Annotated in this window: 20 protein-coding genes, 1 other RNA gene and 1 other annotated feature; all 21 genes read left to right on the top strand. The window is 48.8% G+C overall.

The window, feature by feature from the left end; translation table 11 throughout:
- The first annotated feature begins 137 nt into the window (after window positions 1-137).
- The 21 genes from dnaA (at window position 138) to AC5OW4_RS02350 (ending at window position 24,125) form a co-directional block, all read left to right on the top strand.
- Window positions 138-1,514: a chromosomal replication initiator protein DnaA gene (gene dnaA, locus AC5OW4_RS02450; protein ID WP_072685181.1), complete on the top strand. Its 1,377-nt coding sequence runs from the start codon at window positions 138-140 to the stop codon at window positions 1,512-1,514.
- Window positions 1,515-1,660: 146 nt separating this feature from the next.
- Window positions 1,661-2,782, top strand: coding sequence for a DNA polymerase III subunit beta (dnaN, locus tag AC5OW4_RS02445; RefSeq protein ID WP_072685180.1), 1,122 nt, complete (start codon window positions 1,661-1,663; stop codon window positions 2,780-2,782).
- 101 nt (window positions 2,783-2,883) lie between these two features.
- Window positions 2,884-3,087, top strand: coding sequence for a S4 domain-containing protein YaaA (gene yaaA / locus AC5OW4_RS02440; RefSeq protein WP_072685179.1), 204 nt, complete (start codon window positions 2,884-2,886; stop codon window positions 3,085-3,087).
- Window positions 3,084-4,190: a DNA replication/repair protein RecF gene (gene recF / locus AC5OW4_RS02435; RefSeq protein WP_072685178.1), complete on the top strand. Its 1,107-nt coding sequence runs from the start codon at window positions 3,084-3,086 to the stop codon at window positions 4,188-4,190. The genes yaaA and recF overlap by 4 nt, the downstream gene beginning before the upstream one ends.
- A 2-nt stretch (window positions 4,191-4,192) precedes the next feature.
- Window positions 4,193-6,121: a DNA topoisomerase (ATP-hydrolyzing) subunit B gene (gene gyrB, locus AC5OW4_RS02430; protein WP_072685177.1), complete on the top strand. Its 1,929-nt coding sequence runs from the start codon at window positions 4,193-4,195 to the stop codon at window positions 6,119-6,121.
- 12 nt (window positions 6,122-6,133) lie between these two features.
- Window positions 6,134-8,695 carry a DNA gyrase subunit A gene (gene gyrA / locus AC5OW4_RS02425; RefSeq protein ID WP_195395489.1) on the top strand — a complete coding sequence of 854 codons (2,562 nt, stop codon included), beginning with the start codon at window positions 6,134-6,136 and terminating at the stop codon, window positions 8,693-8,695.
- Window positions 8,696-8,979: 284 nt separating this feature from the next.
- The gene (locus AC5OW4_RS02420) at window positions 8,980-9,957 is read left to right on the top strand and encodes a helix-turn-helix transcriptional regulator (RefSeq protein WP_072685175.1); all 978 of its coding nucleotides are present in this window, start codon (window positions 8,980-8,982) and stop codon (window positions 9,955-9,957) included.
- A 141-nt stretch (window positions 9,958-10,098) separates the two neighbouring features.
- Window positions 10,099-10,300 (top strand) — a binding site (T-box leader).
- Between the two features lie 38 nt (window positions 10,301-10,338).
- Window positions 10,339-11,622 carry a serine--tRNA ligase gene (gene serS / locus AC5OW4_RS02415; protein ID WP_072685174.1) on the top strand — a complete coding sequence of 428 codons (1,284 nt, stop codon included), beginning with the start codon at window positions 10,339-10,341 and terminating at the stop codon, window positions 11,620-11,622.
- Window positions 11,623-11,669: 47 nt separating this feature from the next.
- On the top strand, window positions 11,670-12,095 hold the full coding sequence (locus AC5OW4_RS02410; protein WP_195395490.1) for a GNAT family N-acetyltransferase: 426 nt from the start codon (window positions 11,670-11,672) through the stop codon (window positions 12,093-12,095).
- 185 nt (window positions 12,096-12,280) lie between these two features.
- Complete coding sequence (locus tag AC5OW4_RS02405; RefSeq protein ID WP_195395491.1) at window positions 12,281-13,270, top strand: C45 family autoproteolytic acyltransferase/hydrolase; 990 nt, start codon at window positions 12,281-12,283, stop codon at window positions 13,268-13,270.
- A 134-nt stretch (window positions 13,271-13,404) separates the two neighbouring features.
- The gene (locus AC5OW4_RS02400; protein ID WP_072685171.1) at window positions 13,405-13,704 is read left to right on the top strand and encodes a hypothetical protein; all 300 of its coding nucleotides are present in this window, start codon (window positions 13,405-13,407) and stop codon (window positions 13,702-13,704) included.
- A gap of 185 nt (window positions 13,705-13,889) precedes the next feature.
- Window positions 13,890-13,987: signal recognition particle sRNA small type (gene ffs, locus AC5OW4_RS02395), an RNA gene on the top strand.
- A gap of 16 nt (window positions 13,988-14,003) precedes the next feature.
- Window positions 14,004-14,549: a tRNA adenosine(34) deaminase TadA gene (gene tadA, locus AC5OW4_RS02390; RefSeq protein ID WP_072685170.1), complete on the top strand. Its 546-nt coding sequence runs from the start codon at window positions 14,004-14,006 to the stop codon at window positions 14,547-14,549.
- A gap of 90 nt (window positions 14,550-14,639) precedes the next feature.
- Complete coding sequence (dnaX, locus tag AC5OW4_RS02385; protein WP_072685169.1) at window positions 14,640-16,481, top strand: DNA polymerase III subunit gamma/tau; 1,842 nt, start codon at window positions 14,640-14,642, stop codon at window positions 16,479-16,481.
- A 3-nt stretch (window positions 16,482-16,484) separates the two neighbouring features.
- Window positions 16,485-16,793, top strand: coding sequence for a YbaB/EbfC family nucleoid-associated protein (locus AC5OW4_RS02380; RefSeq protein WP_072685168.1), 309 nt, complete (start codon window positions 16,485-16,487; stop codon window positions 16,791-16,793).
- Between the two features lie 4 nt (window positions 16,794-16,797).
- The gene (gene recR / locus AC5OW4_RS02375; protein ID WP_072685167.1) at window positions 16,798-17,391 is read left to right on the top strand and encodes a recombination mediator RecR; all 594 of its coding nucleotides are present in this window, start codon (window positions 16,798-16,800) and stop codon (window positions 17,389-17,391) included.
- 16 nt (window positions 17,392-17,407) lie between these two features.
- Window positions 17,408-19,075: a formate--tetrahydrofolate ligase gene (locus AC5OW4_RS02370; RefSeq protein WP_072685166.1), complete on the top strand. Its 1,668-nt coding sequence runs from the start codon at window positions 17,408-17,410 to the stop codon at window positions 19,073-19,075.
- A gap of 332 nt (window positions 19,076-19,407) precedes the next feature.
- Window positions 19,408-20,358, top strand: a complete 951-nt coding sequence (locus AC5OW4_RS02365) for a hypothetical protein (RefSeq protein WP_195395492.1) — start codon at window positions 19,408-19,410, stop codon at window positions 20,356-20,358.
- A gap of 6 nt (window positions 20,359-20,364) precedes the next feature.
- Window positions 20,365-22,233 (top strand): tRNA uridine-5-carboxymethylaminomethyl(34) synthesis enzyme MnmG, encoded by a 1,869-nt coding sequence (mnmG, locus tag AC5OW4_RS02360; protein WP_195395493.1) that lies wholly within the window; start codon window positions 20,365-20,367, stop codon window positions 22,231-22,233.
- Window positions 22,230-22,859: a hypothetical protein gene (locus AC5OW4_RS02355; protein WP_195395494.1), complete on the top strand. Its 630-nt coding sequence runs from the start codon at window positions 22,230-22,232 to the stop codon at window positions 22,857-22,859. Before mnmG ends, AC5OW4_RS02355 begins: the two co-directional genes overlap by 4 nt.
- A gap of 57 nt (window positions 22,860-22,916) precedes the next feature.
- A complete protein-coding gene (locus tag AC5OW4_RS02350) occupies window positions 22,917-24,125 on the top strand; it encodes a glycoside hydrolase family 10-like protein (protein WP_195395495.1) in 1,209 nt (402 codons plus the stop codon).
- Window positions 24,126-24,138 lie beyond the last annotated feature (13 nt).

Raw genomic sequence — 24,138 nt, 5'->3', positions numbered from 1 at the left:
ACAATAAACACCGATTTAAGGACACTTATCCTGTGGAAAACTTTTTTTGGAAGAAAATCATCGTGGAAAAATGCTGATAAATTAGCTAAACTAGTAGTGCTATGGAAACTTATCCACGAATGGGAGTTGTATAAAAAATGACAGTAATGGATTCTTACTTATCCGATATCTGGAAACGAACCCTGACGCTGATCTTGGAAAAGGGGAAACAGCAGGAAAAACTGGACAATCTGATCTTTAATCAGTTTTTTTCCGATTCCAAGCTGATGGACCTTGATGAAAAGAAAGCTCTGGTCGTCGTGCCCGGGTATATCCAGCAAACGATTATGATGCAGAACAAAGAGATCGTTGAAGAAGCGATCAGCGAAGTTCAGGAACGGAAGATCAGCTGCGAGATTATCATGGAAAGCCAGCTGCAGAAAATCCGGCCGATGGCGGCGAAAAAGAAAGCGCCGGCGATCACTGGATTGAACACGACCAACCTGATCCCGGATTACACTTTTGACAATTTCGTAGTCGGGGGAAGCAACCGCGAAAGCCACTCCGCAGCGCTGGCCTGTGCCTACAATCCCGGACAGTTTTTCAACCCGCTGTTCATCTACGGCAATTCCGGGTTAGGCAAGACGCATTTGTTAAACGCGATCGGCAACTACGTCAGCGCCCATGCGCCGGACAAAAAAGTCTACTACACGACCAGCGAAGACTTCGTCAACGCCGTCGTCAATTCCATCAAAAACGGCCAGATTCAGGAATTCAAAGAAGAAATGAACGATCTGGACGTCCTGTTGGTCGACGACATCCAGTTTCTGGCCGGCAAGGAAAAGAGCCATGAAACGTTCTTCTACATCTTTAACGAACTGGTCAACAACAAGAAGCAGATCTGCCTGACCTCCGACCGCCATCCGACCGAGATCAAAGGACTGGAAGAACGCCTGATCAGCCGTTTCTCTTCCGGGTTGTCCGTCGGCGTCGACTCGCCGGAATTTGAAACGTCCGTTGCGATCTTAAAGGTCAAGCTGGAAAAGCAGAGCGTCGATCCGGCGATCATCGACGACGATGTGCTGGCATACATCGCTTCGAATTTTTCGCAGGATGTGCGCAAGCTGGAAGGCGCGCTCAACCGTTTATTATTCTATTCAATCAACTTCTCCAACAGCACCCGGATCGATTTCAAAACGGCGGTTTCCGCGTTCCGCGGCCAGGCCCAGACGATTGATAAAAACGATCTGACCGCCTCCAAGATCATCCGCTGCGTCGCCGATTACTATGGCCTGACCAAACTGCAGCTGGTCTCCAAAACGCGCACGAAAAACATCGCGACCGCCCGGCACATGGCGATGTATCTGTGCCGCAAGCATCTCGACATGCCTTACGTGAAAATCGGCGATGAATTCGGCAAGCGTGATCACTCGACGGTGATGAGCGCCTGCGAGAAAGTTGAGAAGGGGTTAAAGAACGACGAGACCTACCGGCAGGCAGTCGGCGAGCTGGAGAAGCTCATGCAGGTCAAATAGTTAACCACTGCTTTCCACTTTATTTCCGCCGTCAAAAGTGATAAAATAGACCTGTAATATAAGGCTTTTTGAAACGTTATCCACTTTTCCACAGTCCTAATGATGTTGAACTTGAATACTTAATAAAAACACAAGGGAGGTACACCATGAATTTCAAAATCTCCAAGCGAGTTTTCTACTCTGCCCTCAATACCGTATCCAGAGCGATTTCTTCCAACTCGCCATTACCAGCGTTATCCGGCATCAAAATTGAAGTGAATCAGGATTCCATCGTACTGACCGGCAGTGATTCCGATATCTCCATCCAGACCACATTAAATGGCAGCGATGAAGAAACCAATCTGATCGTCAAAGAAACCGGTTCGATTGTGATTGAAGCCAAATATATCCTCGAAATCGTCAGAAAGATCGACGCCGACGAAATCGAACTGGAAATCGTCGACGGTTCGCTGACCAAGATCAGCGGGATGTCGGCAGAATTCCGGATCAACGGGATGCGCGCCCTGGACTATCCGGCGATCGACTTTACCCGCCCGGGTCAGCAGTTTGAAATGGATGCCGACGTCTTATTAAAGGTCATCAGCCAGACGACGTTTGCGACCAGTGATCGGGAAACCCGCCCGGTCTTAACCGGCGTCAACATGAAGTGCAGCGGCAAGCGGCTGGAATGCGTCGCTACCGACAGCTACCGCTTGGCCCGCAAGATCGTCGATCTGACCTCCGAAAACAACTTTAACATTACCATCCCGGCCAAGAGCTTAAATGAAGTGTCCAAGACGATCGCTCAGGACAGCAGCGTGCTGATCGCCGTCTCGGATAAGAAAGCGCAGTTCTGGATTGGTGAAACCGTGATTCAGACCCGTCTGATCGACGGCGCCTATCCGGAAACCGCCCGTTTAATTCCGACAGAATTCGCGCATGAGCTGACCGTGGATTCCCGCGACATGCTCAATGCGATCGACCGTGCGTCGTTCATCAAAAATGAAGGCATTTCCATCGTCAAGCTGAGTGCCAACAGCGAGGAAGTCGTCATTTCCAGCAAATCACAGGAAGTCGGTTCATCGGTTGAAAATTTAAACATCCTTGGCTATGAAGGCAATCCGCTTGAAATCTCATTCAGCGGCAAATATGTGTTTGAAGCGATCCGCGTTTTATCCGCAACGACGATCAAAATTCTGTTCAGCGGCGAGATGAAACCCTTCGTCATCCGCAACACTGACGATGACTCGATTCTGCAGCTGGTTCTGCCGGTCAGAACCTATTCTTAAATCTTTCTGAAACACGAAATAAAAGCACCCAGACGGTGCTTTTTGCTTGCTTTTGTGGTATAATCTATACGATAGGCCACAGGCAGGAAAGGACTCTGACAATGATCAAAATCGATACGGAATTCATTACCTTGGGGCAGCTGCTGAAAATGACGGACTGGATCTCCTCCGGGGGCGAAGCAAAGCTGGCAGTGAAAGAACTCAAGATTACGGTCAACGGTGAAAAAGAAGACCGGCGCGGCCGCAAGCTTTATCCCGGTGATGAAATCAGGATCGAGGATAAGCGTTATACGATCGAACGATGAAGATCAATCAGATCCGCCTGAAAAATTTCAGAAACTATGATTCCTGCCAGTTTATCCCGGATCCGCACATGAATGTGATCATCGGGAAAAACGCGCAGGGCAAAACCAATCTTCTGGAAAGCATCGTACTGCTTTCGACGACACGATCTCACCGGGCTGTGCGGGATCAGGATATGATCCGGGAAGGCCAGGACTTCTGCAAGGCGGAATGCCGGCTGGATACTGAGCCGGAGATGGTGCTGTCGGCGGTGATTCACGGAAAAGGAAAAACGCTGATGATCCATCAGAAGCCGATATCCCGATCCAGCGAATTCATCGGCAAGCTCAACGCGGTGCTGTTTGCGCCTTCGGATTTGGAGCTTTTTGAAGCGCCGCCGAAGGTACGAAGACGGTTGATGGACGTGGAGATCGGCAAGGTTTCGCCGCGGTACATGCAGGCGCTGAGCGCGATGATGAAGCTTTTAAAAGAACGCAACAGCCTTTTGAAACGCGAACACGTCGACAACGCGATGCTGGAGGTTCTGGATCAGCAGATGATCGAGCAGCAGCTGACAATCATCACGATGCGGCGGCAATTCATCGCCAGGATGAATGAAAGTTTAAGCCGGATGTACAGCACGCTGGCCGAAGAAGAAGCGCAGGTCAGGGCGGCCTACCATACGATCACGGAACAAACCGGGCCGGCGGCGATGCGGGAAGAAATCAGCCGCAAATTGTTGGAAAACCGCGAGCGCGACCGGATTTTGAAGACGACGTCCAGCGGCGTTCACCGCGACGATCTGAGCTTTCAGCTCAACGGACGGGATGTGTTGAGCTATGCTTCCCAGGGTCAGCGGAGAATGATTGTACTGGCGTGGAAACTGTCGCTGATCGACTTCATTGCAGATCAGCTTCACGAACTGCCGGTATTGCTTTTGGACGACGTGTTGTCGGAGCTGGATCAACAAAAAAGGGTAAACCTTTTTTCTTTGATTTCCCCGGAAATCCAAACGTTTATTACGACGACGGAAATTGCGGATCTGCTTCCGTTTCTGTCGCGAAAAGTTAAAATTGCAGAAATAGACAGCGGTCAGATACGACCTTGGAAGGAGGACATGAATTGAATATGGAAAAACCAGTAGAGCATTCTTATACCTCGCATGATATTCAAGTGCTGGAGGGGTTAGAGGCGGTCCGAAAACGGCCTGGCATGTATATCGGTTCGACTTCGGAAAAGGGCCTGCATCATCTGGTCTGGGAAATCGTCGACAACTCGATCGACGAGGCGCTGGCCGGGTATGCGACGGATATTGAAGTCACTGTCGATCCTGAAAATATCGTCACGGTCGAGGATAACGGCCGCGGCATGCCGGTTGAAATTCATGAAAAGACGGGAATTTCAACGGTAGAAACGATTTTCACTGTTCTGCACGCCGGCGGCAAGTTCGGCGGCGGAGCGTATAAAGTCTCCGGCGGTCTGCACGGCGTCGGCGCTTCCGTCGTCAACGCGCTGAGCGAATGGCTGGAGGTCACGGTCTACAAGGAAGGCAAGGTCTTCTTTATCCGCTTCGAAAACGGCGGCAAGGCGGTTGCGCCGCTGAAGCAGATCGGGACCTGCGATCCGGATAAGCATGGCAGTTTAGTCCGTTTCAAAGCGGATTCGACGATCTTTACGGAAACCGTCGCTTACAACCACGACGTGTTATATGACCGGCTGCGCCAGATCGCCTTCTTAAACAAGGGCATTAAGCTGTTGTTTACGGACGAGAGAATGGAAGATGAAGTCAAGCGGACGCATACGTTTTTGTATGAGGGCGGCTTGAAGGAATACATCGCGTTTTTAAATAAAAACAAGACGCCGATCCACGAAGAAATCATTTACGTGGAAGGCGAGCAGGACGGCATCCAGGTTGAAATTGCGATGCAGTACAATGACGGCTATGTGCCTAATGTGTATTCATTCTGCAACAACATCAATACCGGCGAGGGCGGCACGCACGAGGAAGGCTTCAAGCTGGCGCTCAACCGCACGTTAAACAACTACGCCAAGGAGGCGGGCTTGTTGAAAAAGGACGAGGAAGGGCTGCAGAGCGACGATGTGCGCGAAGGGCTGACCGCGATCATTTCCGTCAAGCATCCGGATCCGCAGTATGAAGGCCAGACGAAAACCAAGCTGGGCAACGTCGAAGTGCGCAAGATCGTTTCCAACATTCTGGGCGAACAGCTGGAACGGTTCTTATTGGAAAATCCGAACAGCGCGAAGCTGATCATCGAAAAAGCGCAGCTGGCCTCCAAAGCACGTTTGGCGGCGAAAAAAGCCCGTGAACTGACACGTCGGAAAAGCGCGCTGGAAATCAGTTCACTGCCGGGAAAACTGGCTGACTGTTCCAGTAAGAATGCTGAAATCTGCGAAATTTACCTGGTGGAAGGGGACTCCGCCGGCGGAAGCGCAAAACAGGGAAGAAATTCCAAGTTTCAGGCGATCCTGCCGCTGCGGGGTAAGATTTTAAACGTTGAAAAAGCCCGTTTGCACCGTATTTTTGACAACAACGAAATCCGTTCGATGATCACCGCCTTCGGCGCGGGGGTCGGCGAGGAAGTCGACGTGACGAAGCTGCGCTATCATAAAATTGTCATCATGACCGATGCCGATGTCGACGGCGCACATATCCGCACGCTGCTGTTAACATTCCTGTATCGTTATTTGCGGCCGGTGGTTGAAGGCGGATTCGTCTACATTGCGCAGCCGCCGCTGTATAAGATTCAGAAGGGCCAACAGGTTCGTTATGCCTACTCGGACGACGAATTGAATCATGTCAAAGCTGAGCTGGGCGACCGGCTGAATATTCAGCGTTACAAAGGCTTGGGTGAAATGAATCCGGAACAGCTGTGGGAAACGACAATGGATCCGGAAGTCAGAACCCTGATTCAGGTGACGATTGAAGACGCGATGGATGCGGACGCCGTGTTCTCGATGCTGATGGGCGACGAAGTCGAACCGCGCCGCAACTTTATTCAGGAAAACGCCCATTTCGTGAAGAATTTGGATATTTAAGGAGGATCGTCGATGGATGAGAACAACTTTAATCACGGAAATATAAAAACAACGAATATTTCCAGTGAAATGCGGACATCCTTTCTGGATTACTCCATGTCCGTTATCGTGGCGCGAGCGCTGCCGGATGTCCGGGATGGAATGAAGCCGGTCCACCGCCGCATTCTGTACGCGATGAACGATCTGGGCATCGTTGCGGATAAGCCGCATAAGAAATCGGCGCGTATCGTCGGTGAAGTTATCGGTAAATATCACCCGCATGGGGATACCGCGGTTTATGAAACGATGGTCCGAATGGCTCAGGATTTCAGCTATCGTTATCCGTTAGTCGACGGCCATGGCAACTTCGGCTCGGTTGACGGCGATGGAGCGGCGGCTATGCGATATACCGAAGCGCGCATGTCCAAGATTTCGATGGAGCTGCTGCGCGATATCAATAAAGATACTGTCGACTGGATGGATAACTACGACGGCGAGGAACACGAACCGGTGGTTCTGCCTTGCCGCTTCCCGAACTTGTTAGTCAACGGGACAACCGGCATCGCGGTCGGCATGGCGACCAATATTCCGCCGCATAACCTCGGAGAAACGATCGACGCTGTCATTGCGTTGATGGAGAACCCGGATATCACGGTCATGGAACTGATGGAAGATTACATCAGCGGTCCGGATTTCCCGACAGGCGGGTATATCTTAGGCCGTGCGGGCATCAAGCAGGCCTATGAAACCGGCCGCGGATCCATCATGATCCGGTCTAAGGTCAAGGTTGAGGATATGCCTAACGGCAAGAAACAGATCATCGTAACGGAAATTCCATATGTCGTCAACAAGGCGGCGCTGGTTGAAAAGATCGCCAGTCTGGTCCGTGAGAAGATTATTGAGGGCATTACTGATCTGCGCGATGAATCCAACATGGAAGGCATCCGCATCGTGATCGAACTGCGTAAGGACGTCCAGAGCGACGTTATCTTAAACCAGCTGTACCGCATGACCTCGCTGCAGACGTCGTTCGGCGTAAATATGATCGTTCTGGTCGACAACGCCCCGCAGCAGCTGGGATTGAAGGATGTTTTAAAATGCTATCTTGATCACCAGATCGACGTCACGGTGCGCCGGACACGCTTTGAATTGAAGAAAGCGGAAGACCGTGCGCATATCTTGGAAGGCTTGAAGATTGCGCTGGATCACATTGATGCCATCATCAGCCTGATTCGCAGTTCCAAGGACACATCCATTGCGATGAACGGGTTGATGGAAAACTTCGGCCTGAGCGAAATTCAGGCGAAGGCGATCCTGGATATGCAGTTCAGACGGTTGACCGGCTTGGAACGGCAGAAAATTGAAGAAGAGTATGACGGTTTGATGGCGCAGATTACCGATTTAAAGGATATTCTGAACAATCACAGCCGCGTTTTGGAAATCATCCGTTCGGAATTGACGGAGATTAAAGAAAAGTACAACGACAAGCGTCGTTCCGAAATCATCGACGCTGAAATTGATATGCAGGATGAAGATCTGATTCCGCAGGAAGACGTCGTGATCACGATGACGGTCAACGGCTATGTCAAGCGGATTCCGGTCGATACCTACCGGCTGCAGAATCGCGGCGGCAAGGGTATCAAGGGCATGAGCATGCATGAGGATGATATCGTCGATCAGTTCCTGACGATGATGACGCACGATTACCTTTTGATGTTTACGAATCAGGGCAAGGTGTACCGGATCAAGGGCTATCAGGTCCCGCTGGCTTCCCGGACTTCCAAGGGCATTCCAATCGTCAACCTGTTGAATCTGGACAAGGATGAAAAGGTACTGGCAATGGTACCGGTAGAACGCGAGAATTCTCCGGCGAAGTTCCTGTTCTTTGTCACAGCGCAGGGCATTGTCAAACGTGTCCCGATTGAAGAATTCGAAAATATCCGGCAATCGGGTAAGATTGCGATCAATCTGCGCGAGGGCGACGAGCTGATCAGCGCGAAACCGACGACCGGCAGCAGTCAGATTCTGATTGCGGCGGCGAATGGACAGGCAATTCGCTTCGATGAAACCGACGTCCGTCCGATGGGCCGGACCGCAACCGGTGTCAAGGGCTTCAATGTCAACGGCAGCCGGGTTATCGGCATGACGACCGACTTTGAAGGTCAGTACATCCTGTCCGTTACGGAAAAGGGGTATGGTAAGAAATCCAAACTGGAGGATTACCGAATGACCAACCGCGGCGGCAAGGGGGTAAAGACCGTTCAGGTTACCGATAAGAACGGACCGTTAGTCTTCTTACGCGCGGTCAACGGCGATGAAGACTGCCTGATTATGACCAACGAAGGAATCGTCATTCGAATCAGTTTGGAAAAGGTTTCGGTATACAGCCGGAATACGCAGGGTGTGAAGTTGATTTCCGTAGAAGACAGCCAGAGTGTTTCAACGGTTGCCATCGTTTACAAGTCGGAAGACGATGAGGAAACAGAGGACGAAGCCGGAAACAGCGAACTGAATTCAACGGTAGAAACGGATGAAACCGGGGATCAGAGCAGCGAAGTTCAAGGTGACGCATCTGAATCTGAGATTCAGGAATAGACTGAAATAGAACTAGTTTTAAAAAGTAATGAAAAAGCTATAGTCGATTAAGATTATAGCTTTTTTTCGGAATTCACATTCACTTTAATAATTTTTAGAACAGGATAAAGAATAGGATGTAACAGAGAAGAGAAGCGTTCTCAATTTTAATAAGAATAATATTCAAGCTGAAATCAAGATCTTCAATTCCTGAAAGTGAAAAACGAAAAAGGCAAGTCTGATCAAGCGGCGAAGCAGGGGGTGGCCTATAATTGCAAAGTAAGCAGCGAAAGGAGGAAAGATTTATGCTTGAATGGCAAAAACAGATTCAGTACGTCGTTAATGTGATTGACGAGAGTATCAAAGCGCATCAGGACGAATTTCTGACCTTGAATGCTTTGGCCGATCAGCTGGGCTATTCCGAGTTTTATACAGCGCGAAAATTTAAGGCAATATCGGGAATGGTGTTTCGGGATTATCTGCGCCGGCGGAAACTGGCCTTTGCTTTAAAGGAAGTCCGTGACAGTGAGAAAGGAATCCTGGAAATCGCTCTGGATTATGGCTTTTCTTCCCATGAAGCCTTTACCCGGGCGTTTAAAAACTTGTATGGCATAACGCCCAGCGATTATCGGAGACATCCTGTGCCAGTTATTTTACGTACGAAAATCAATCCTTTTGATCGCTACTTTTTTGGACAAGGAGAGATTGGTATGGTTAAGTCATCAGAAGCTTTAAAAATTTATTTCGTTACGATTCCAGCTCATCAATTTTTGTATGTTGAAAATAAAGAGAGTAACGGATACTGGGATTTCTGGCAGAAACAAAATCAGATTCCAGGTCAGGATCAGGCAACGATTTGCGGATTGCTCGACAGTATCAAAGGAAAATTAGATGATGAGGGCGGAAGCGAAGCGAACAGCGGCGGAGGTCAGATTATGGCTTATCGTAATGATCCGTCAGGACGGCTATGCGACTGGGGCTTCCCCCGTACAGAGTGTTACGGAGTCCGGCTTCCCAACGAGTATCAAGGAGAAATTCCCACAGGGATGCAGCTGACAGAAATTCCTGAGGGCGAATACCTCGTTTTTGAGCATGGCCCGTTTGATTATGAACAGGAAAATCGCAGCGTTGAGGAAAAAGTTGAGAAGGCGATGGCTGATTTTGATTTCAAAGACACTGGATATGGTTATGATACAACGACTCCAGGACGGTTAATTTATTTCTATTTTAATCCTGAGCGGTGCTGGAAATATATCCGCCCAGTTCGTAAGTTTTCAGATTAATTTTCGTTTTGCGGATTCAATATCTCAATTTCTCGTTTATTTTCTTTCTTTCGGGTCAAACTGAAGAAGGAATGAAATCGGAATTACGTTGGTTTCGTTTTATCCATTGACAAAAAAATGGGGCTTGATTAAAATGAAGGTGTTAAAACGTAGATGAGGATAAGTAAGTACATGATTTTCTTTAGAGAAACAGTGGTTGGTGAAAACTGTTGTCAATCCGTGCTGAAATCCACCTCGGAGTGAAAGTGAACCTTTCCGGTTATCGCCGTTAACGATTCAAGTGACTGATGTTTCACGTGAAACATTGGTAATTAGGGTGGCAACACGAGGCATCGTCCCTGAGTGGGCGGGCCTTTTTTATGTTAAAAGGAGGAAATAGTCATGCTGGACATCAATTTGTTGCGTACAAATCCAGAAGTAGTCAAAGAAAACATTAAAAAGAAGTTTCAGAATCAAAAATTGGAATTAGTCGATAAGGTGGTCGAATTGGATCGTCAGTTCCGGAAGGCGAAAACCGACGGCGATAGTCTGCGGGGACAGCGGAATGCCATCAGTAAGCAGATCGGCGGCTTTATGAAGCAGGGCTTAAAAGAAAAAGCGGAAGAAGCAAAGAAAGAGGTTGCCAATATTGCAAGGCAGCTGGCTGATTTGGAAGTGAAGGAAGAAGAATTAGCAGCGGAGATCAAAAAGATTATGCTTGTGCTGCCGAATATCATTGATGAAACAGTCCCGATTGGCAAAGATGACAGTGAAAACGTGGAAATTGAAAAATTCGGCGAGCCTGTCGTTCCTGATTTTGAGATTCCTTATCATACGGAGATCATGGAGTCGTTTGATGGAATTGATCTGGACAGTGCCAGAAAAACGAGTGGAAATGGTTTCTACTATTTAAAAGGCGATATTGCCCGTCTGCATTCTGCAATTTTGTCCTATGCGCGGGATTTCATGATCGACCGTGGCTTTACCTACTACATCCCGCCATTTATGATCCGCAGCGACGTGGTCACAGGCGTCATGAGCTTTGCGGAAATGGAAAACATGATGTATAAAATTGAAGGGGAAGACCTGTATTTGATTGGTACCAGCGAACATTCCATGATTGGCAAGTTCATTGATACGATTATTGATGAAGAACAGCTTCCGCAGACGCTGACGTCTTATTCCCCATGCTTCCGTAAAGAAGTGGGTGCGCATGGCATTGAAGAACGCGGCGTTTATCGAATTCATCAGTTCGAAAAGCAGGAAATGATCGTTGTCTGCAAGCCGGAAGACTCAAAATACTGGTATGATCAGCTGTGGAAGAACTCGGTCGATTTCTTCCGTTCACTGGATATTCCTGTCAGAACGCTGGAATGCTGCTCTGGCGACCTGGCAGATCTGAAAGTAAAGAGCTGCGACGTAGAAGCCTGGTCTCCGCGTCAGAAGAAGTATTTTGAAGTAGGCAGCTGCTCTAATCTGGGCGATGCGCAGGCTCGCCGATTAGGCATTCGTGTTCAGGGCAAGGAAGGGAAGTATTTTGCCCATACGCTGAATAACACAGTCGTAGCTCCGCCAAGAATGCTGATTGCTTTCCTGGAAAACAATTTAAACGCTGACGGAACGGTGAATATTCCTGAACCGTTAAGAATGTATATGGGCGGAAAGACAAAAATCGAGAAGAAATAGTATGAAAAGGGGAGATAACTCTCCTTTTTCATTACTTTGGAGGAAATATGTTAAGAACTATGAGAACAGACGATCTTGATTATGTTGTTAAGATCTGGTTGGAAAGCAATATTCAGGCTCATTCTTTTATTGAATCAGATTATTGGAAGGAGAATAAAGAAGAAGTGAGAAAAATGCTCCCTCACAGTCTTATTCAAGTCGCGGAAATTGATGGACATATCGTCGGTTTCATTGGAATGAATGAAACAAGAATTGAAGGTTTATTTGTAAGTTCTGATTTTCAATCAAGAGGGATTGGACATTCTTTAATCGAATGGGCTAAGACAGGAAATGAAGAATTGACGCTGAGCGTATATCAAAAGAATCAAAGAGCGTTGCAATTTTATCTTAAGGAAGGCTTTGTTATTGGTGAACGGCTTATGGATCAGAAAACAGGCGAAATTGAGCTTCTTATGCAGTGGAAAAGAATGTAATTGAGTAACATCAAATAATAACAGCCATATCAAATGTTTCACGTGAAACATAAGATTAAACAGGTGAGCTTTGAAAAAGGAAAAAGAAAATTAAGAATAAAATTTAAGCATAGACAAGTAATTTTTATTCAGTTATCCTAATTGTGGGGTTGGCGCCAGCTCCTGAAATCAGGAGAAAATAGAAGATGAACAATTTAAACTTAGTTGGAACTCCACGAGAGATTGGTTTTCAATATGGAAAATATTTTGCAGAACTGGGCGTTAATCTGTCCGCAACGTTGCCTCCCGGAACGAAAGAACGAAAAGAATACAGTGAATCAGTAAAATTCCTGTATAAATCTGATTATCCGGCGATTCTGGAAGAAATTGAAGGAGTGGCGCAAGGAAATGGATGTGATGCGGAGGTACTGACTCAATTCTTGTTAAGCATGTATGTTTATACGGCGATGAATTTCTGTACCTGCATTACAGGATTAGATCACCGCGGGCATCTCTTATTAGGAAGAAACAGTGATTTTTTGACTGCGATGCAGCCAATGTATAGTCATTGCGTAATTAAACCTGCGTCAGGCTATGCTTTTACAGGAAACACAACAGGTTTTGTTGAAATGGAAGACGGCATGAATGAAAAAGGACTCGCAGTTGGGCTGACTTTCGTATACAGCGCACAAAAGCATTTTGGTTTAAACGCCGGAATGATCGTCAGGATCTTATTAGAACACTGTGCAAACGTAAATGAAGCAATTACCAGGCTAAAGAAAATGAAGATCGGCTCATCTCAGATCTTAACGATGGCTGACAGCACAGGCAACAAAGCGGTTGTCGAATGCAGTGCGCAGCATATCGAGATTATTCAATCTCATTCCATCTTATATTCAGTAAATCAGTTTGTCAGCGACGCCATGAAACCAGCTAATCCAGAAAATATTGATGATATGGAATCAGGGCTGCGATTAAAAACGTGTCAGAAAGCTTTTCAACATCAAAATGTGCTGAGTATGGAATATTTAAAAGAGGTATTAAAAGGAAAACAAGGATTTTTATGTCAATATGACCGTCGACGCGGCGGAGATACAGTCTGGTCTGTGATCTATGATCTCAATGATGATAAAATCCAGTTTTGCGATGGCAATCCATCAAGAGAGGGTTATCAGACAATAAAAACTGGTTTATAATCTCAAAATAAAGATGAAGACATTTAAAAGATTGCGCTTTGTTCAATCGCTTTCTGTGTAAATTGTTTTGTAAAACAAAGTTAAATTAAAAACAATACGAACTTTTTAGTTTATAACAAAGGAAAGGTATACTTATGGAAGATAACAAAGTCATCCTGTCAGAAGTGTTCTTTTATTCCAGTAAGCGCCGACATCTGCCTGTCATTGGATATCGGCCTGATGCTTTATTTGAAGGGCAGAATCCGGATGAATACTGGGGTATAACATTTATTGATTGTTCCATATCAGAATTTGAAACATGGTCGACAGCGAAAATCCAATTCACTTTTCAGGACAGTCACTATGATCAGGTGAGGAAAGGTCAAATGTTTCAGATCATGGAAGGAAGAGAAGCTGTCGGATTGGGAAAAGTCATCCGCGTTGTAAGAAACTAAAACCCAACAAGAACAATCATAAGAAGCCGATAGATGTGTCATGGTTTATTAAACAACAGGATATTTCTTTGAATTCATCTGGAGTGTTTCACGTGAAACATTCATAATTTCCTCATTAAGACTTGAAAAGAGTTTGTGTCAAAAAAGACAGACAGTCACTTGCGGTTTAAGCAAGGATTGAGTATAATAATAAACGGTACAACAAACATATTTGAACCTGGTCAGGACCGGAAGGTAGCAGCCATAAGAATCTCTGTTTGTGTGTACCCTTTTTATTTTCTTGAATCGAGGTTCAAAACATGGCAGAGAACAAACAAGATAAAAATGATGAGTATTTCATGCGTCAGGCGATCAAAGAAGCAAAAAAAGCAGAGTTGATCGACGAAGTTCCCATTGGAGCGGTGCTTGTCCATGAGGGAAAGATCATTGCCCGGGGACATAATCTGCGCGAAAAGAAGCAGTCTGCGCTGGCTCATGCGGAAATCATCGCTATTGAGAAAGGCTGCCGGAAAATGAATTCCTGGCGGCTGGAAAACTGTATTCTCTATGTGACGCTGGAACCATGTCCGATGTGTGCCGGAGCCATTCTTCAGTCGCGCATTGCCCGGGTGGTTTACGGCGCTGCGGATCCCAAAGGCGGCAGTGTTGGAACCTGTTTTAACCTTTATGATATCCCAGGATTCAATCACTATCCCGAAGTGACGAAAGACGTGCTTGGCGAGGATTGCGCAGCCCTGTTAAAAACGTTCTTTAAACAAAAAAGGGCCAAGAAAAAGGGCCTGAAAGAAGAAAAATCAAAAGATTTTTCCCATCCGGAACAGGCCAGCGAAAACGCCAGAAAATAACAGAAACGAATATCGTAAAAAGATGGGTTTTCATTTTAATGACGACTCATTTTTGTTATAATAAGTAAGTCAGCGAAGGAGGAATCAGGCATGAGTTATAAAGCACTATATCGAACCTATCGACCATCCTCCTTTGAAGAAGTCGTAGGTCAGCAGCACATTGTCACGACGCTGAAAAACGCAGTAAAGCAAAATAAAATCGCCCATGCATATTTGTTCTGCGGTCCCCGCGGGACCGGGAAGACGACCATTGCCAAGCTGTTGGCCAAAGCGGTGAATTGCGAGGATCAACAGAATGCACCGTGCAATCAATGCCGCAGCTGTCTGGCAATCCAACAGGGAAATCATCCCGATATCGTGGAAATTGACGCTGCATCCAACAACGGCGTCGACGAAGTCCGGGAACTCATTGAAAAAGTAAAATATGCCCCATTGGAAGGACGCTATAAAGTTTATATTATCGACGAAGTTCACATGATGTCCTCCGGCGCCTTCAACGCGCTGTTAAAAACTTTGGAAGAACCTCCGTCTCACGTCATCTTCATTCTGGCGACGACAGAACCGCAGAAGGTGCTTCCGACCATTATTTCACGCTGCCAGCGCTATGATTTTTCAAAAGTAAGTCAGAATGAAATCATGGCCCGTGTCCGCAGTGTTCTGGAACAGGAACATATTGAATGCGACGATGAAGCGCTGCGTCTGGTTGCCCAACTGGCTGACGGCGGAATGCGCGACGCTTTGAGCATTATGGATCAATGTATCGCCTATGCTCAAAATCATATCACCGCCGCACATGTCAATGAAATCTATGGAATTACGACAGTGAGTGAGAAAATTGAGATGCTGCAATGGATTTTTCAGCATCAAGCTCAGCTGTTATTGGAAAAAATCCGCACGCTTAATGAAAAAGGCGTCGATATTAAACGTCTGACCTCCGATTTCATCGAAATTTTGAAGGAATGCGTAATTTTCATCTATACGCAGGACGTGACTCTTTTAAATAAGATTAACGAAGAAGAAGCCAATACGATCATCAGCGGCAAAAGTTCGCGCGAGTTATTAGCGCTGATTGACATTCTGATGGAAACTCTGGAAAAATACCGGACCGCAAGCAGCGCCGCATCGTATTTTGAAGTCGCGGTATTGAAAATGATGGCTGAACTGGATTCAAGCCAACGCCCGGCCGCACCGGTTCAGACCGTTTATACCCAACCGGCCGCAGCGCCGGTAAAACCCGCTCCGGCGCCGGCGTCCCCGGCTAAACCGCAGATTGAAATTTCGAACATGCCTGAGGGAACAGACGAGGAAGCCGATCTGACGGAAGAAGCACCGCCGATAGAAATAGCGCCGTCCATACCGACGCCGCCGGAAGAAAACATAAGCGTTGTTCAGGAAAAACCGGCGGAGGTCCATCCGGAGTTCGAAATTCTGCCGCTGGATTATGAATTTGTCATGCAGCTTCTGGCCGGCGCGAATAAAGAAATGCGGATGAAAGATGAAAGTCAGTGGAAACTGATTGATCAGAAGTGCCGTGACCGTGATCTCAACTGTGCGCGGATTGCCAATCTGCTGCGCAATGGGAAAATTGTTGCATGCGGAGAAAACTATATCCTGATCTGCGTATCCTATCAGGCGCTGGCCAATCAGATCAACGATCCGGCAATGAAATCGCAGATCAATCAATTCTGTTATGAAAGCTTGAAAATCAAAAAACAACTCTTTGCGATTACGCAGGAACAGTTTAAAATAGAAACGAACGATTTCCTCGCCCGCTCGCGCAGCGGAACACTGCCGGAACCGGCTCAGGTCGCACCGGTAGAAATTGACGAGGAAGTCGGAAAAACAGAGAAAACGGAACCAGAACAGGACGTGGTTGAAAAACTGTGCGATTTGTTCGGAGCCGAAAATGTCGAAATCATCGAGGAGGAATAACAAATGAACATTCAACATTTATTAAAACAGGCGCAGCAGATGCAGAATCAGATCGGTAAGGTAGAAAAAGAGATTGAAGCGACAGAATACACGGCCACAGCTGGCGGCGATGCGGTAAAGGTGACGCTGACAGGAAAGATGGAAGTTACCGGCATTGAGATCAGCGAAGATCTGTTGTCCGCAGACTCCAAAGAGATGCTTCAGGATACTGTGATGATCGCGGTGAACGCAGCCCTGGCCGCCGCGGTAAAAGATAAAGAAGAACGGATGAATAAAATCACGCAGGGCGTCAAGATGCCGGGAGCTTTCTGATTGCATGTATCCGAAGTCATTTGAACGACTGATCGAATGCTTTCAGCTGCTGCCGGGCGTCGGCGCCAAGACAGCCGAACGCTACGCCTTTATGATGCTCGATGCGCCGCAGGAACAAGTTGAGTTGTTCGCTCAGGCGTTAATCAGCTGCAAGAATGACATCAAGCGCTGTCGGATCTGCGGCAACATCAGCGATCAGGACGAATGTCCGATCTGTCAGAATGAAAATCGCAATCCGCGGATGATCTGCGTCGTGCAGTCGCCGAAGGACGTGATCGCCATGGAAAAAATGCAGGAATACGCCGGCGTTTACCATGTCCTCAACGGTTTGATTTCCACATCCAGGGGAATCATGCCGGAAGATCTGAATATCGACGCGCTGCTGGAGCGAATCAGCCCGGAAACTGAAGAAGTGATCATCGCCACCAACGCCACAATCGAAGGTGAAACCACAGCGCTGTATCTGGACAAGCTGCTTTCCGGAAAAGGGGTGCTTGTCACCCGCATCGCGCACGGTCTGCCTATGGGCGGCCATCTGGACTATGCCGACGAACTGACGCTGATCAAAGCGTTCGAAGGACGCAAAAGTCTTAAATAAGAGAGAAGGGATTAACATGAAAACAGATTTACAAATCGCACAGGAAAACACGATGGACAATATTGAAAAAATTGCAAGAAAGGCCAAGATTGATTCTGATTACCTTGAAGTGTACGGCAAAAACAAAGCGAAGATCGATTTGAAAATCATGGACAAGATTGCGGATAACCGCAACGGCAAGCTGATTCTGGTCACGGCGATCAATCCGACCAAAGCCGGCGAGGGCAAGTCGACAACGACGATCGGCTTAGTCGACGGTCTGGCTCAGATCAACAAAATGGTCATCGGCTGTCTGCGTGAGCCTTCTCTGGGCCCGGTTTTCGGTTTAAAGGGCGGTGCGACCGGCGGCGGATATGCCCAGGTGGTGCCGATGGAGGAAATCAACCTGCATTTTACCGGCGATATGCATGCGATCACCGCGGCAAACAATCTGATCAGCGCGGTGCTGGATAATCACATCTATCAGGGGAACGAATTGAACATTGATCCGACGAAGGTCGTCTGGAAGCGCTGTCTGGATATGAACGATCGGACGCTGCGCAGCATAACGATCGCTCAGGATAAAAAAACAAACGGCGTAGAACGCAAAGATGGATTCATCATCACCGTGGCAACGGAGATCATGGCGATCATGTGTCTGTCCAAAGACCTGCAGGACTTTGAAAAACGCGTCAGCCGGGCGGTCGTTGCCTATACCTATGACGATCAGCCGGTCACGGTCGGCGATCTCAAGGTCGAAGGCGCGGTCACGCTGGTGATGAAGGAAGCGCTGAAACCAAATCTGGTTCAGACTCTGGAAAAAACGCCGGTATTCATCCACGGCGGTCCGTTTGCGAATATCGCGCATGGATGCAACAGTCTGATCGCGACCCGCATGGCACTGAAGCTTTCAGACTATGTTGTTACTGAAGCAGGCTTCGGCGCAGATTTGGGGGCCGAAAAATTCTTTGATATCAAATGCCGCTACGGCGAACTGAAACCGAACGCCGTCGTCATTGTCGCAACGGCCAGAGCGCTGAAGCTGCATGGCGGCGTGCCGGCAGATCAGCTGAAAGAAGAGAATGTTCCGGCAATTCTGGAAGGAATTAAAAATCTGGAAAAGCATATCGAATCCATCAGGCAGTACCGCGTGCCGTATATCGTCGCGATCAACAAGTTCAGCGCCGATACGCAGGCGGAAGTCAATGCGATTCTGAATTGGTGCAAAGACAATGGCCACCGCGTTGTCTTATCCGACGCCTGGGCCAGCGGCGGAGCGGGCGCTGTCGATCTGGCGCAGGAAGTTGTCAGAATGTGTGAAGAAGACTCCAAATTTGAACCGTTATACGATCTCGATCTGTCACTGGAAGAAAAGATCGACACGATCGTTCGAAAGATTTACGGCGGGCGGTCTGTCATCTTCAGCGATCGGGCTAAAGCTCAGCTGGAAGAATACAAACGGGCAGGCTGGGATAAGCTGCCGGTCTGCATGGCGAAAACCCCGAACTCTCTGACAGACGACGCGAAAATCGTCGGCCGTCCGACAGGGTTTGATATTCACGTTCAGGAACTGCGGATTTCCGCCGGCGCGGGCTTTGTCGTTGTTTTGACGGGAAACATCATGACGATGCCAGGTCTGCCGAAGGATCCGGCAGCACTGCACATGGGGATCAACGAAAAGGGTATTTCCTACGGTATTTTCTAAGTCTTAAAATAGGCGGTCAGAAATACCGGAAACCTCGGATAAAATTGAATTTCAATCAAGATGAAGCCGTTAAAAATAGCTTCATCTTTTTTTGCCAGGATCATCAAAAACAAACAAATGAACTTGAATAATATTCATCTAAACTTTTTTACAAAGCAATGCGGCACGAATAAATTGATTAAAATGAGAATAAAACAGGATATTTAGGAATCTGTGATTTCTGGATATGAAAACCGTTGAAAAATTCCTGCAACTTCCGGGCTTGTTCAACTTTGTTTTCTTTTCACAGGCTCAGGAAAATGGTAAAATAATAGGCATAGAGGTGAGTTTTCATGGCATCCATCGCATACATTACAGACCGGAATATGATCGAATTTCATCGCCTGAACGGAAACCGGACGATGAATTTCTGGCGTCCCAGCAATTCCAAAAAATTTACTGATTTCAAACCGGGCGACCTGTTGTTTTTTCTGGCCAAAGGCAGCGAGCGCGGACGTCATCGCGAGAAAGGAATCGTGGGCTACGGTAGGTTTCAAAAAGCCCATACCCTCAGTTTTCGTCAGATGTGGAACGTCTATGGCACAGAAAACGGCTATGCCAGCGAAGATGAACTGTATGACGCGATCGTCAAGGTTTCCAAAAATAAGAAAATGCCAAAACTGATGAATTGCCTGTATCTCACCGATGTTGTGTTTTTTCAGGCGCCGATTTATTTAAGCGAGATTGGCGTTGCCATTTCCAATAAAGTGGAGAGCTATATCTATCTGGATAAGGAAGATCCGCAGGCGACCTCCAAGGTGCTGAACAAAGCCAAGGAAACCGGCGTCGATATGTGGATGGCAGCGATGAGTGAGACACTCGGTCAAAACTTCAACCTTGAAGAAGAACAGATCAAGCACCAGCTGTCGCAGATCATCGAAAAGGCCGGCGATTCCTTCTACACCGAAAGTGAGAAAAAGCGGCTGCGCCGCTTAGCCCGTCAGACGATGGATCAGAAAGCGGAAGAAAAAAAGATTATCGAGCTGATCAAGGGCAGTAAAACCGAACTGGTCTGTTATACGGGTGAAAGGATTGAAATCCTGATCCCATTCGTCTATACTTCAAAAGACTTCTACCGGAAGCTGCAGTATCTGATCGGCCACTGCGCGCTGATGAAGCTGGAGTTTTCCCGGTGGAGTGAATATCACATTCCGCTGCATTTTGAGATCGTCGGTGAAGAACCGCTGCCTGATGAGGTTACGCGGGCAATCGACGCTTTAAATCAGGGAGAAGAAAGGATTTGATCAAACATGCTGGATGTCATCGTTGTGGGCGGCGGCCATGCCGGAATTGAAGCGGCGCTGATCGCGGCTCGTCTGGGATGTGAAACGGCGCTGATTTCGTTAAGTTTGGAAAATATCGGCAAGATGCCGTGCAATCCCTCCGTCGGCGGCCCGGCCAAGGGCATCGTCGTCCGGGAGATCGACGCGCTGGGCGGTCAGATGGGCATCACTGCCGATCAGACAGCCTTGCAGTTTAAGATGTTAAATACGACCAAAGGCCCGGGGGTGCAGTCGCTGCGGGTGCAGTCGGATAAGCTTGCTTATGCCCGACAGATGCAGGAAGAAATTCTGCATCAGGAGCACCTGCAGCTGATTTTGGGAATCTGTACCGGGATCCTTGTTGAAAACGGGAAAATTACCGGCATTACCATGGAGGACGGTCAGACAATAGACGCCCGGGCTGTTATTCTGACCACCGGCACATACATGAGTTCCTCGGTCATGATCAGCAGCGAAGTGACGCCCAGCGGTCCGGATGGGGAACCAACCACCAACAAGCTCTCCGAATCGCTGCGTCAGGCTGGCTTAAAAACCTTCCGGTTAAAGACCGGAACGCCGCCGCGGGTGCTGACGGAATCCATTGATTTTTCCAAGACCACACCGCAGCCCGGCACCGATCAGTTCGTCGCCTTTTCCACGACGACCCGCACCATCCGCCGACCGGAAGATCAGAAGCTCTGTTATCTGACCTATACGACACCCCAGACCCATGAACTGATTCTGACGAATCTGAAAAAGTCGAGCATGTATTCCGGCGTTGTCAAAGGCGTCGGCCCGCGCTATTGTCCTTCGATTGAGGACAAGCTCGTGCGGTTTTCCGATAAACCGCGCCATCAGATCTTCCTGGAGCCGGAATCGGAATCACTGGATACCACGTATGTCCAGGGCTTTTCCACCTCGCTGCCGCGCGATCTGCAGGAACAGATGGTCCATTCACTGCCGGGACTGGAACACGCTGTCATCCGCAAATACGCCTACGCAATCGAATATGACGCGATCGACCCCCTTCAGCTAAAACCGTCGTTGGAAACGCTGGTTGTGGAGAATCTGTTTACGGCCGGTCAGATCAACGGCACATCCGGGTATGAGGAAGCCGCCGCGCAGGGATTGATGGCCGGAATCAACGCCGTGCTCAAGCTGCGCAATCAACCGCCGCTGGTGCTGCGGCGGGATGAAGCCTACATCGGCGTGATGATCGACGATCTGGTCACCAAAGGCACGCAGGAACCCTACCGGCTGTTGACATCCCGGGCCGAATTCCGCCTGCTATTGCGCCACGACAACGCCGATCAGCGCCTGATGCACTACGGCTACAAACTTGGCAGCATCAGCGAGCAACGCTGGCAGGATTATCAACGCCGCCGTGCTCAGGTTGAACAACTCAAGGAGCAGCTGAAGACCTGCCGGCTGACGCCGAAAAGTCCGATTCAGGATGCTTTAGAAGCGGTCGGCTATGCCGCGCTGACCGATGGGGTGAGCGCCGAGGAACTCGTCCGCCGGCCGCACATCACCGTGGCGATGCTGAAACCGGCGCTGGATTTTGAATTCGACGCCGCTGCCGCCGCACAGACGGAAATCGAACTGAAATATGAAGGCTATATCAACAAAGCCCGCAAGGAAGCGGAGAAGATGATGGCGATGGATCATGTGGTCCTGCCGGAAGATCTGGACTACGATCAGGTGCAGCATCTTTCGCTGGAAGGCCGCCAGAAGCTCAAGGCGATCCAGCCGCACACTCTGGGCCAGGCTTCCCGCATCTCCGGCGTGTCGCCGGCCGACATTGCGATGCTCGCGATGGTTCTGGAACAACGTCACAGAAAGGAACAGAAAATATGAACTATGAAGAAGTAATTTCCCGCGTCCACGTTTACGGCTTGGAAGAAAGCGTGCGTGGAAGCAAATACCCAATGGCGACCGATCTGGGCAAGATCAGCGAGGACGTCACCCCGACCGTCGTCAAGCTCGCCACCAGCAAGCAGGGCGAAGGCCACGATAATTTTATGAACGGCATCATCGTGCAGATGGATCTGACGCTGACCAACAAAGCCTGGGTGGAAGCCGAGCGCTACCATTTCCTCGACTTCGTATCGAGTCAGTCGACGATGCACCGGATTACGAAATTTGATCTGGACAGCGCCTATATTGATTACGTCGATCCGCGGATGGTTCAGATCATGAAGGAAAAAGTCCAGGCTTACAACGACCTGCAGGCCCGGATGAAGGAAACGGAAGATCCTGCGGAAAAGCAGACGCTGCAGGCGGAGCTGAACGAACGCTACTTGCAGATTCTCTATTCCAATCCCTGCGGCTTCCGTCTTACCGCTCGCATGACGACCAACTACCGTCAGCTCAAAACGATCTATCTGCAGCGCCGCACGCACCGGCTGCCGGAATGGCGGGCCTTCTGCGCCTGGATCGAAACGCTGCCGTACAGCGAGTTCATTACCGGCAAGACGGCCTGAACCGTTTCATAAGGATACCCGGCCGCGCATAAAGTAAGGTTGAAGGAGAGCGAGTTTATGCACATAAAACGAATCCTGATCGCCGTCTTCGTGATCCTGCTGATCTTTGCCGGCTGTCATCCGCACAAAAAAACCGGAGAAATGGGCGAAGTCCGGGCCGCCTGGATTTCCTACATCGAATTATCATCAATTCTGGACAACCGCAGTGAAGCTGAGTACATCCAGGGCGTCAAGACAATGCTGGAAAATTTGAAAACCATGAACTTCAACACGGTCTACGTTCACGCATCTGCCTTCACCGATGCCTATTATCCCTCGCAATACTATCCGGCGGCGCAATATGTCGCCGGTCAGATCGGTCAGAATGTGAATTATGATCCGTTCGGGCTGTTTGTCAAGCAGGCCCATGAAGCGGGTTTTCACATCGAGGCATGGATCAATCCGATGCGTTCGTTCCGCACCGATCAGGAAAGTCAGATTCCTGCCAGCTCCGTGATCGGCCAGTGGCTTAACGACACCGCGATGCGCGGCACCCGGATCGTTGCGGAAGGCGAGCGCTGGTATCTCAATCCCGCCTATCCCGAGGTCCGCGAACTGATCTGCGCGGTGGCGAAAGAACTGGCGCAGAACTATCCGATCGACGGTTTGCATCTGGACGATTATTTCTATCCCGACGGTGTCAGCGAAAGCTTTGATCGACCCGCTTATCAGGCATACCGGCAAACCGGAGGGGAGCTGTCGCTGGGCGACTGGCGGCGGCAGAACATCAATGAGATGGTGGCCAGTCTCTACGCCACGGTGAAACAGGTTGATGAAACGATTCAGGTCGGCATCAGTCCGGCCGGCAATCTGGAATACTCGGTGGAAAGCATTTATGGCGATGTCCGGGAATGGGTTCGCCACGACGGCTATCTCGACTACATTCTTCCGCAGATCTATTTCGGCTATGAGCACGGCACGCTGCCGTTTGATCAATGCCTGAAACAATGGGAAGACCTTACCCAGGGCACTTCGACCGAACTGATCGTCGGGCTGGCCGCCTATAAGATCAATACCGTGGACAATTATGCCAAGGAAGGCAAGTTTGAGTGGCAGCAGCACAACGATATCCTGAAACGGCAGATTCTGGAGCTGCGCGATCATGCGGATGTGGCCGGCTTCTCCATCTTCAGCTACAATTCACTGTTCCAGCCCGCCGCAGAAAATGCGCAGCGGGTCAGTCAGGAGCTGGAAAATCTTCAGGAACTGATGATTGAGACAAAATAATCGGCGATCACAA

The organism is Holdemania sp. (assembly GCF_986127675.1).
The sequence above is the reverse complement of the archived record's forward strand: the minus strand, read 5'-3'. Positions and strand labels throughout refer to the sequence as shown.

Coding starts and splice junctions, on each gene's coding strand:
- dnaA (WP_072685181.1), top strand. CDS start 138: ATGACAGTAATGGATTCTTACTTATCCGATATCTGGAAACGAACCCTG.
- AC5OW4_RS02400 (WP_072685171.1), top strand. CDS start 13,405: ATGGAAGATAACAAAGTCATCCTGTCAGAAGTGTTCTTTTATTCCAGT.
- AC5OW4_RS02410 (WP_195395490.1), top strand. CDS start 11,670: ATGTTAAGAACTATGAGAACAGACGATCTTGATTATGTTGTTAAGATC.
- recR (WP_072685167.1), top strand. CDS start 16,798: ATGTATCCGAAGTCATTTGAACGACTGATCGAATGCTTTCAGCTGCTG.
- yaaA (WP_072685179.1), top strand. CDS start 2,884: ATGATCAAAATCGATACGGAATTCATTACCTTGGGGCAGCTGCTGAAA.
- dnaX (WP_072685169.1), top strand. CDS start 14,640: ATGAGTTATAAAGCACTATATCGAACCTATCGACCATCCTCCTTTGAA.
- AC5OW4_RS02405 (WP_195395491.1), top strand. CDS start 12,281: ATGAACAATTTAAACTTAGTTGGAACTCCACGAGAGATTGGTTTTCAA.
- AC5OW4_RS02355 (WP_195395494.1), top strand. CDS start 22,230: ATGAACTATGAAGAAGTAATTTCCCGCGTCCACGTTTACGGCTTGGAA.
- gyrA (WP_195395489.1), top strand. CDS start 6,134: ATGGATGAGAACAACTTTAATCACGGAAATATAAAAACAACGAATATT.
- serS (WP_072685174.1), top strand. CDS start 10,339: ATGCTGGACATCAATTTGTTGCGTACAAATCCAGAAGTAGTCAAAGAA.
- AC5OW4_RS02380 (WP_072685168.1), top strand. CDS start 16,485: ATGAACATTCAACATTTATTAAAACAGGCGCAGCAGATGCAGAATCAG.
- AC5OW4_RS02370 (WP_072685166.1), top strand. CDS start 17,408: ATGAAAACAGATTTACAAATCGCACAGGAAAACACGATGGACAATATT.
- tadA (WP_072685170.1), top strand. CDS start 14,004: ATGGCAGAGAACAAACAAGATAAAAATGATGAGTATTTCATGCGTCAG.
- AC5OW4_RS02350 (WP_195395495.1), top strand. CDS start 22,917: ATGCACATAAAACGAATCCTGATCGCCGTCTTCGTGATCCTGCTGATC.
- mnmG (WP_195395493.1), top strand. CDS start 20,365: ATGCTGGATGTCATCGTTGTGGGCGGCGGCCATGCCGGAATTGAAGCG.
- AC5OW4_RS02365 (WP_195395492.1), top strand. CDS start 19,408: ATGGCATCCATCGCATACATTACAGACCGGAATATGATCGAATTTCAT.
- gyrB (WP_072685177.1), top strand. CDS start 4,193: ATGGAAAAACCAGTAGAGCATTCTTATACCTCGCATGATATTCAAGTG.
- dnaN (WP_072685180.1), top strand. CDS start 1,661: ATGAATTTCAAAATCTCCAAGCGAGTTTTCTACTCTGCCCTCAATACC.
- AC5OW4_RS02420 (WP_072685175.1), top strand. CDS start 8,980: ATGCTTGAATGGCAAAAACAGATTCAGTACGTCGTTAATGTGATTGAC.
- recF (WP_072685178.1), top strand. CDS start 3,084: ATGAAGATCAATCAGATCCGCCTGAAAAATTTCAGAAACTATGATTCC.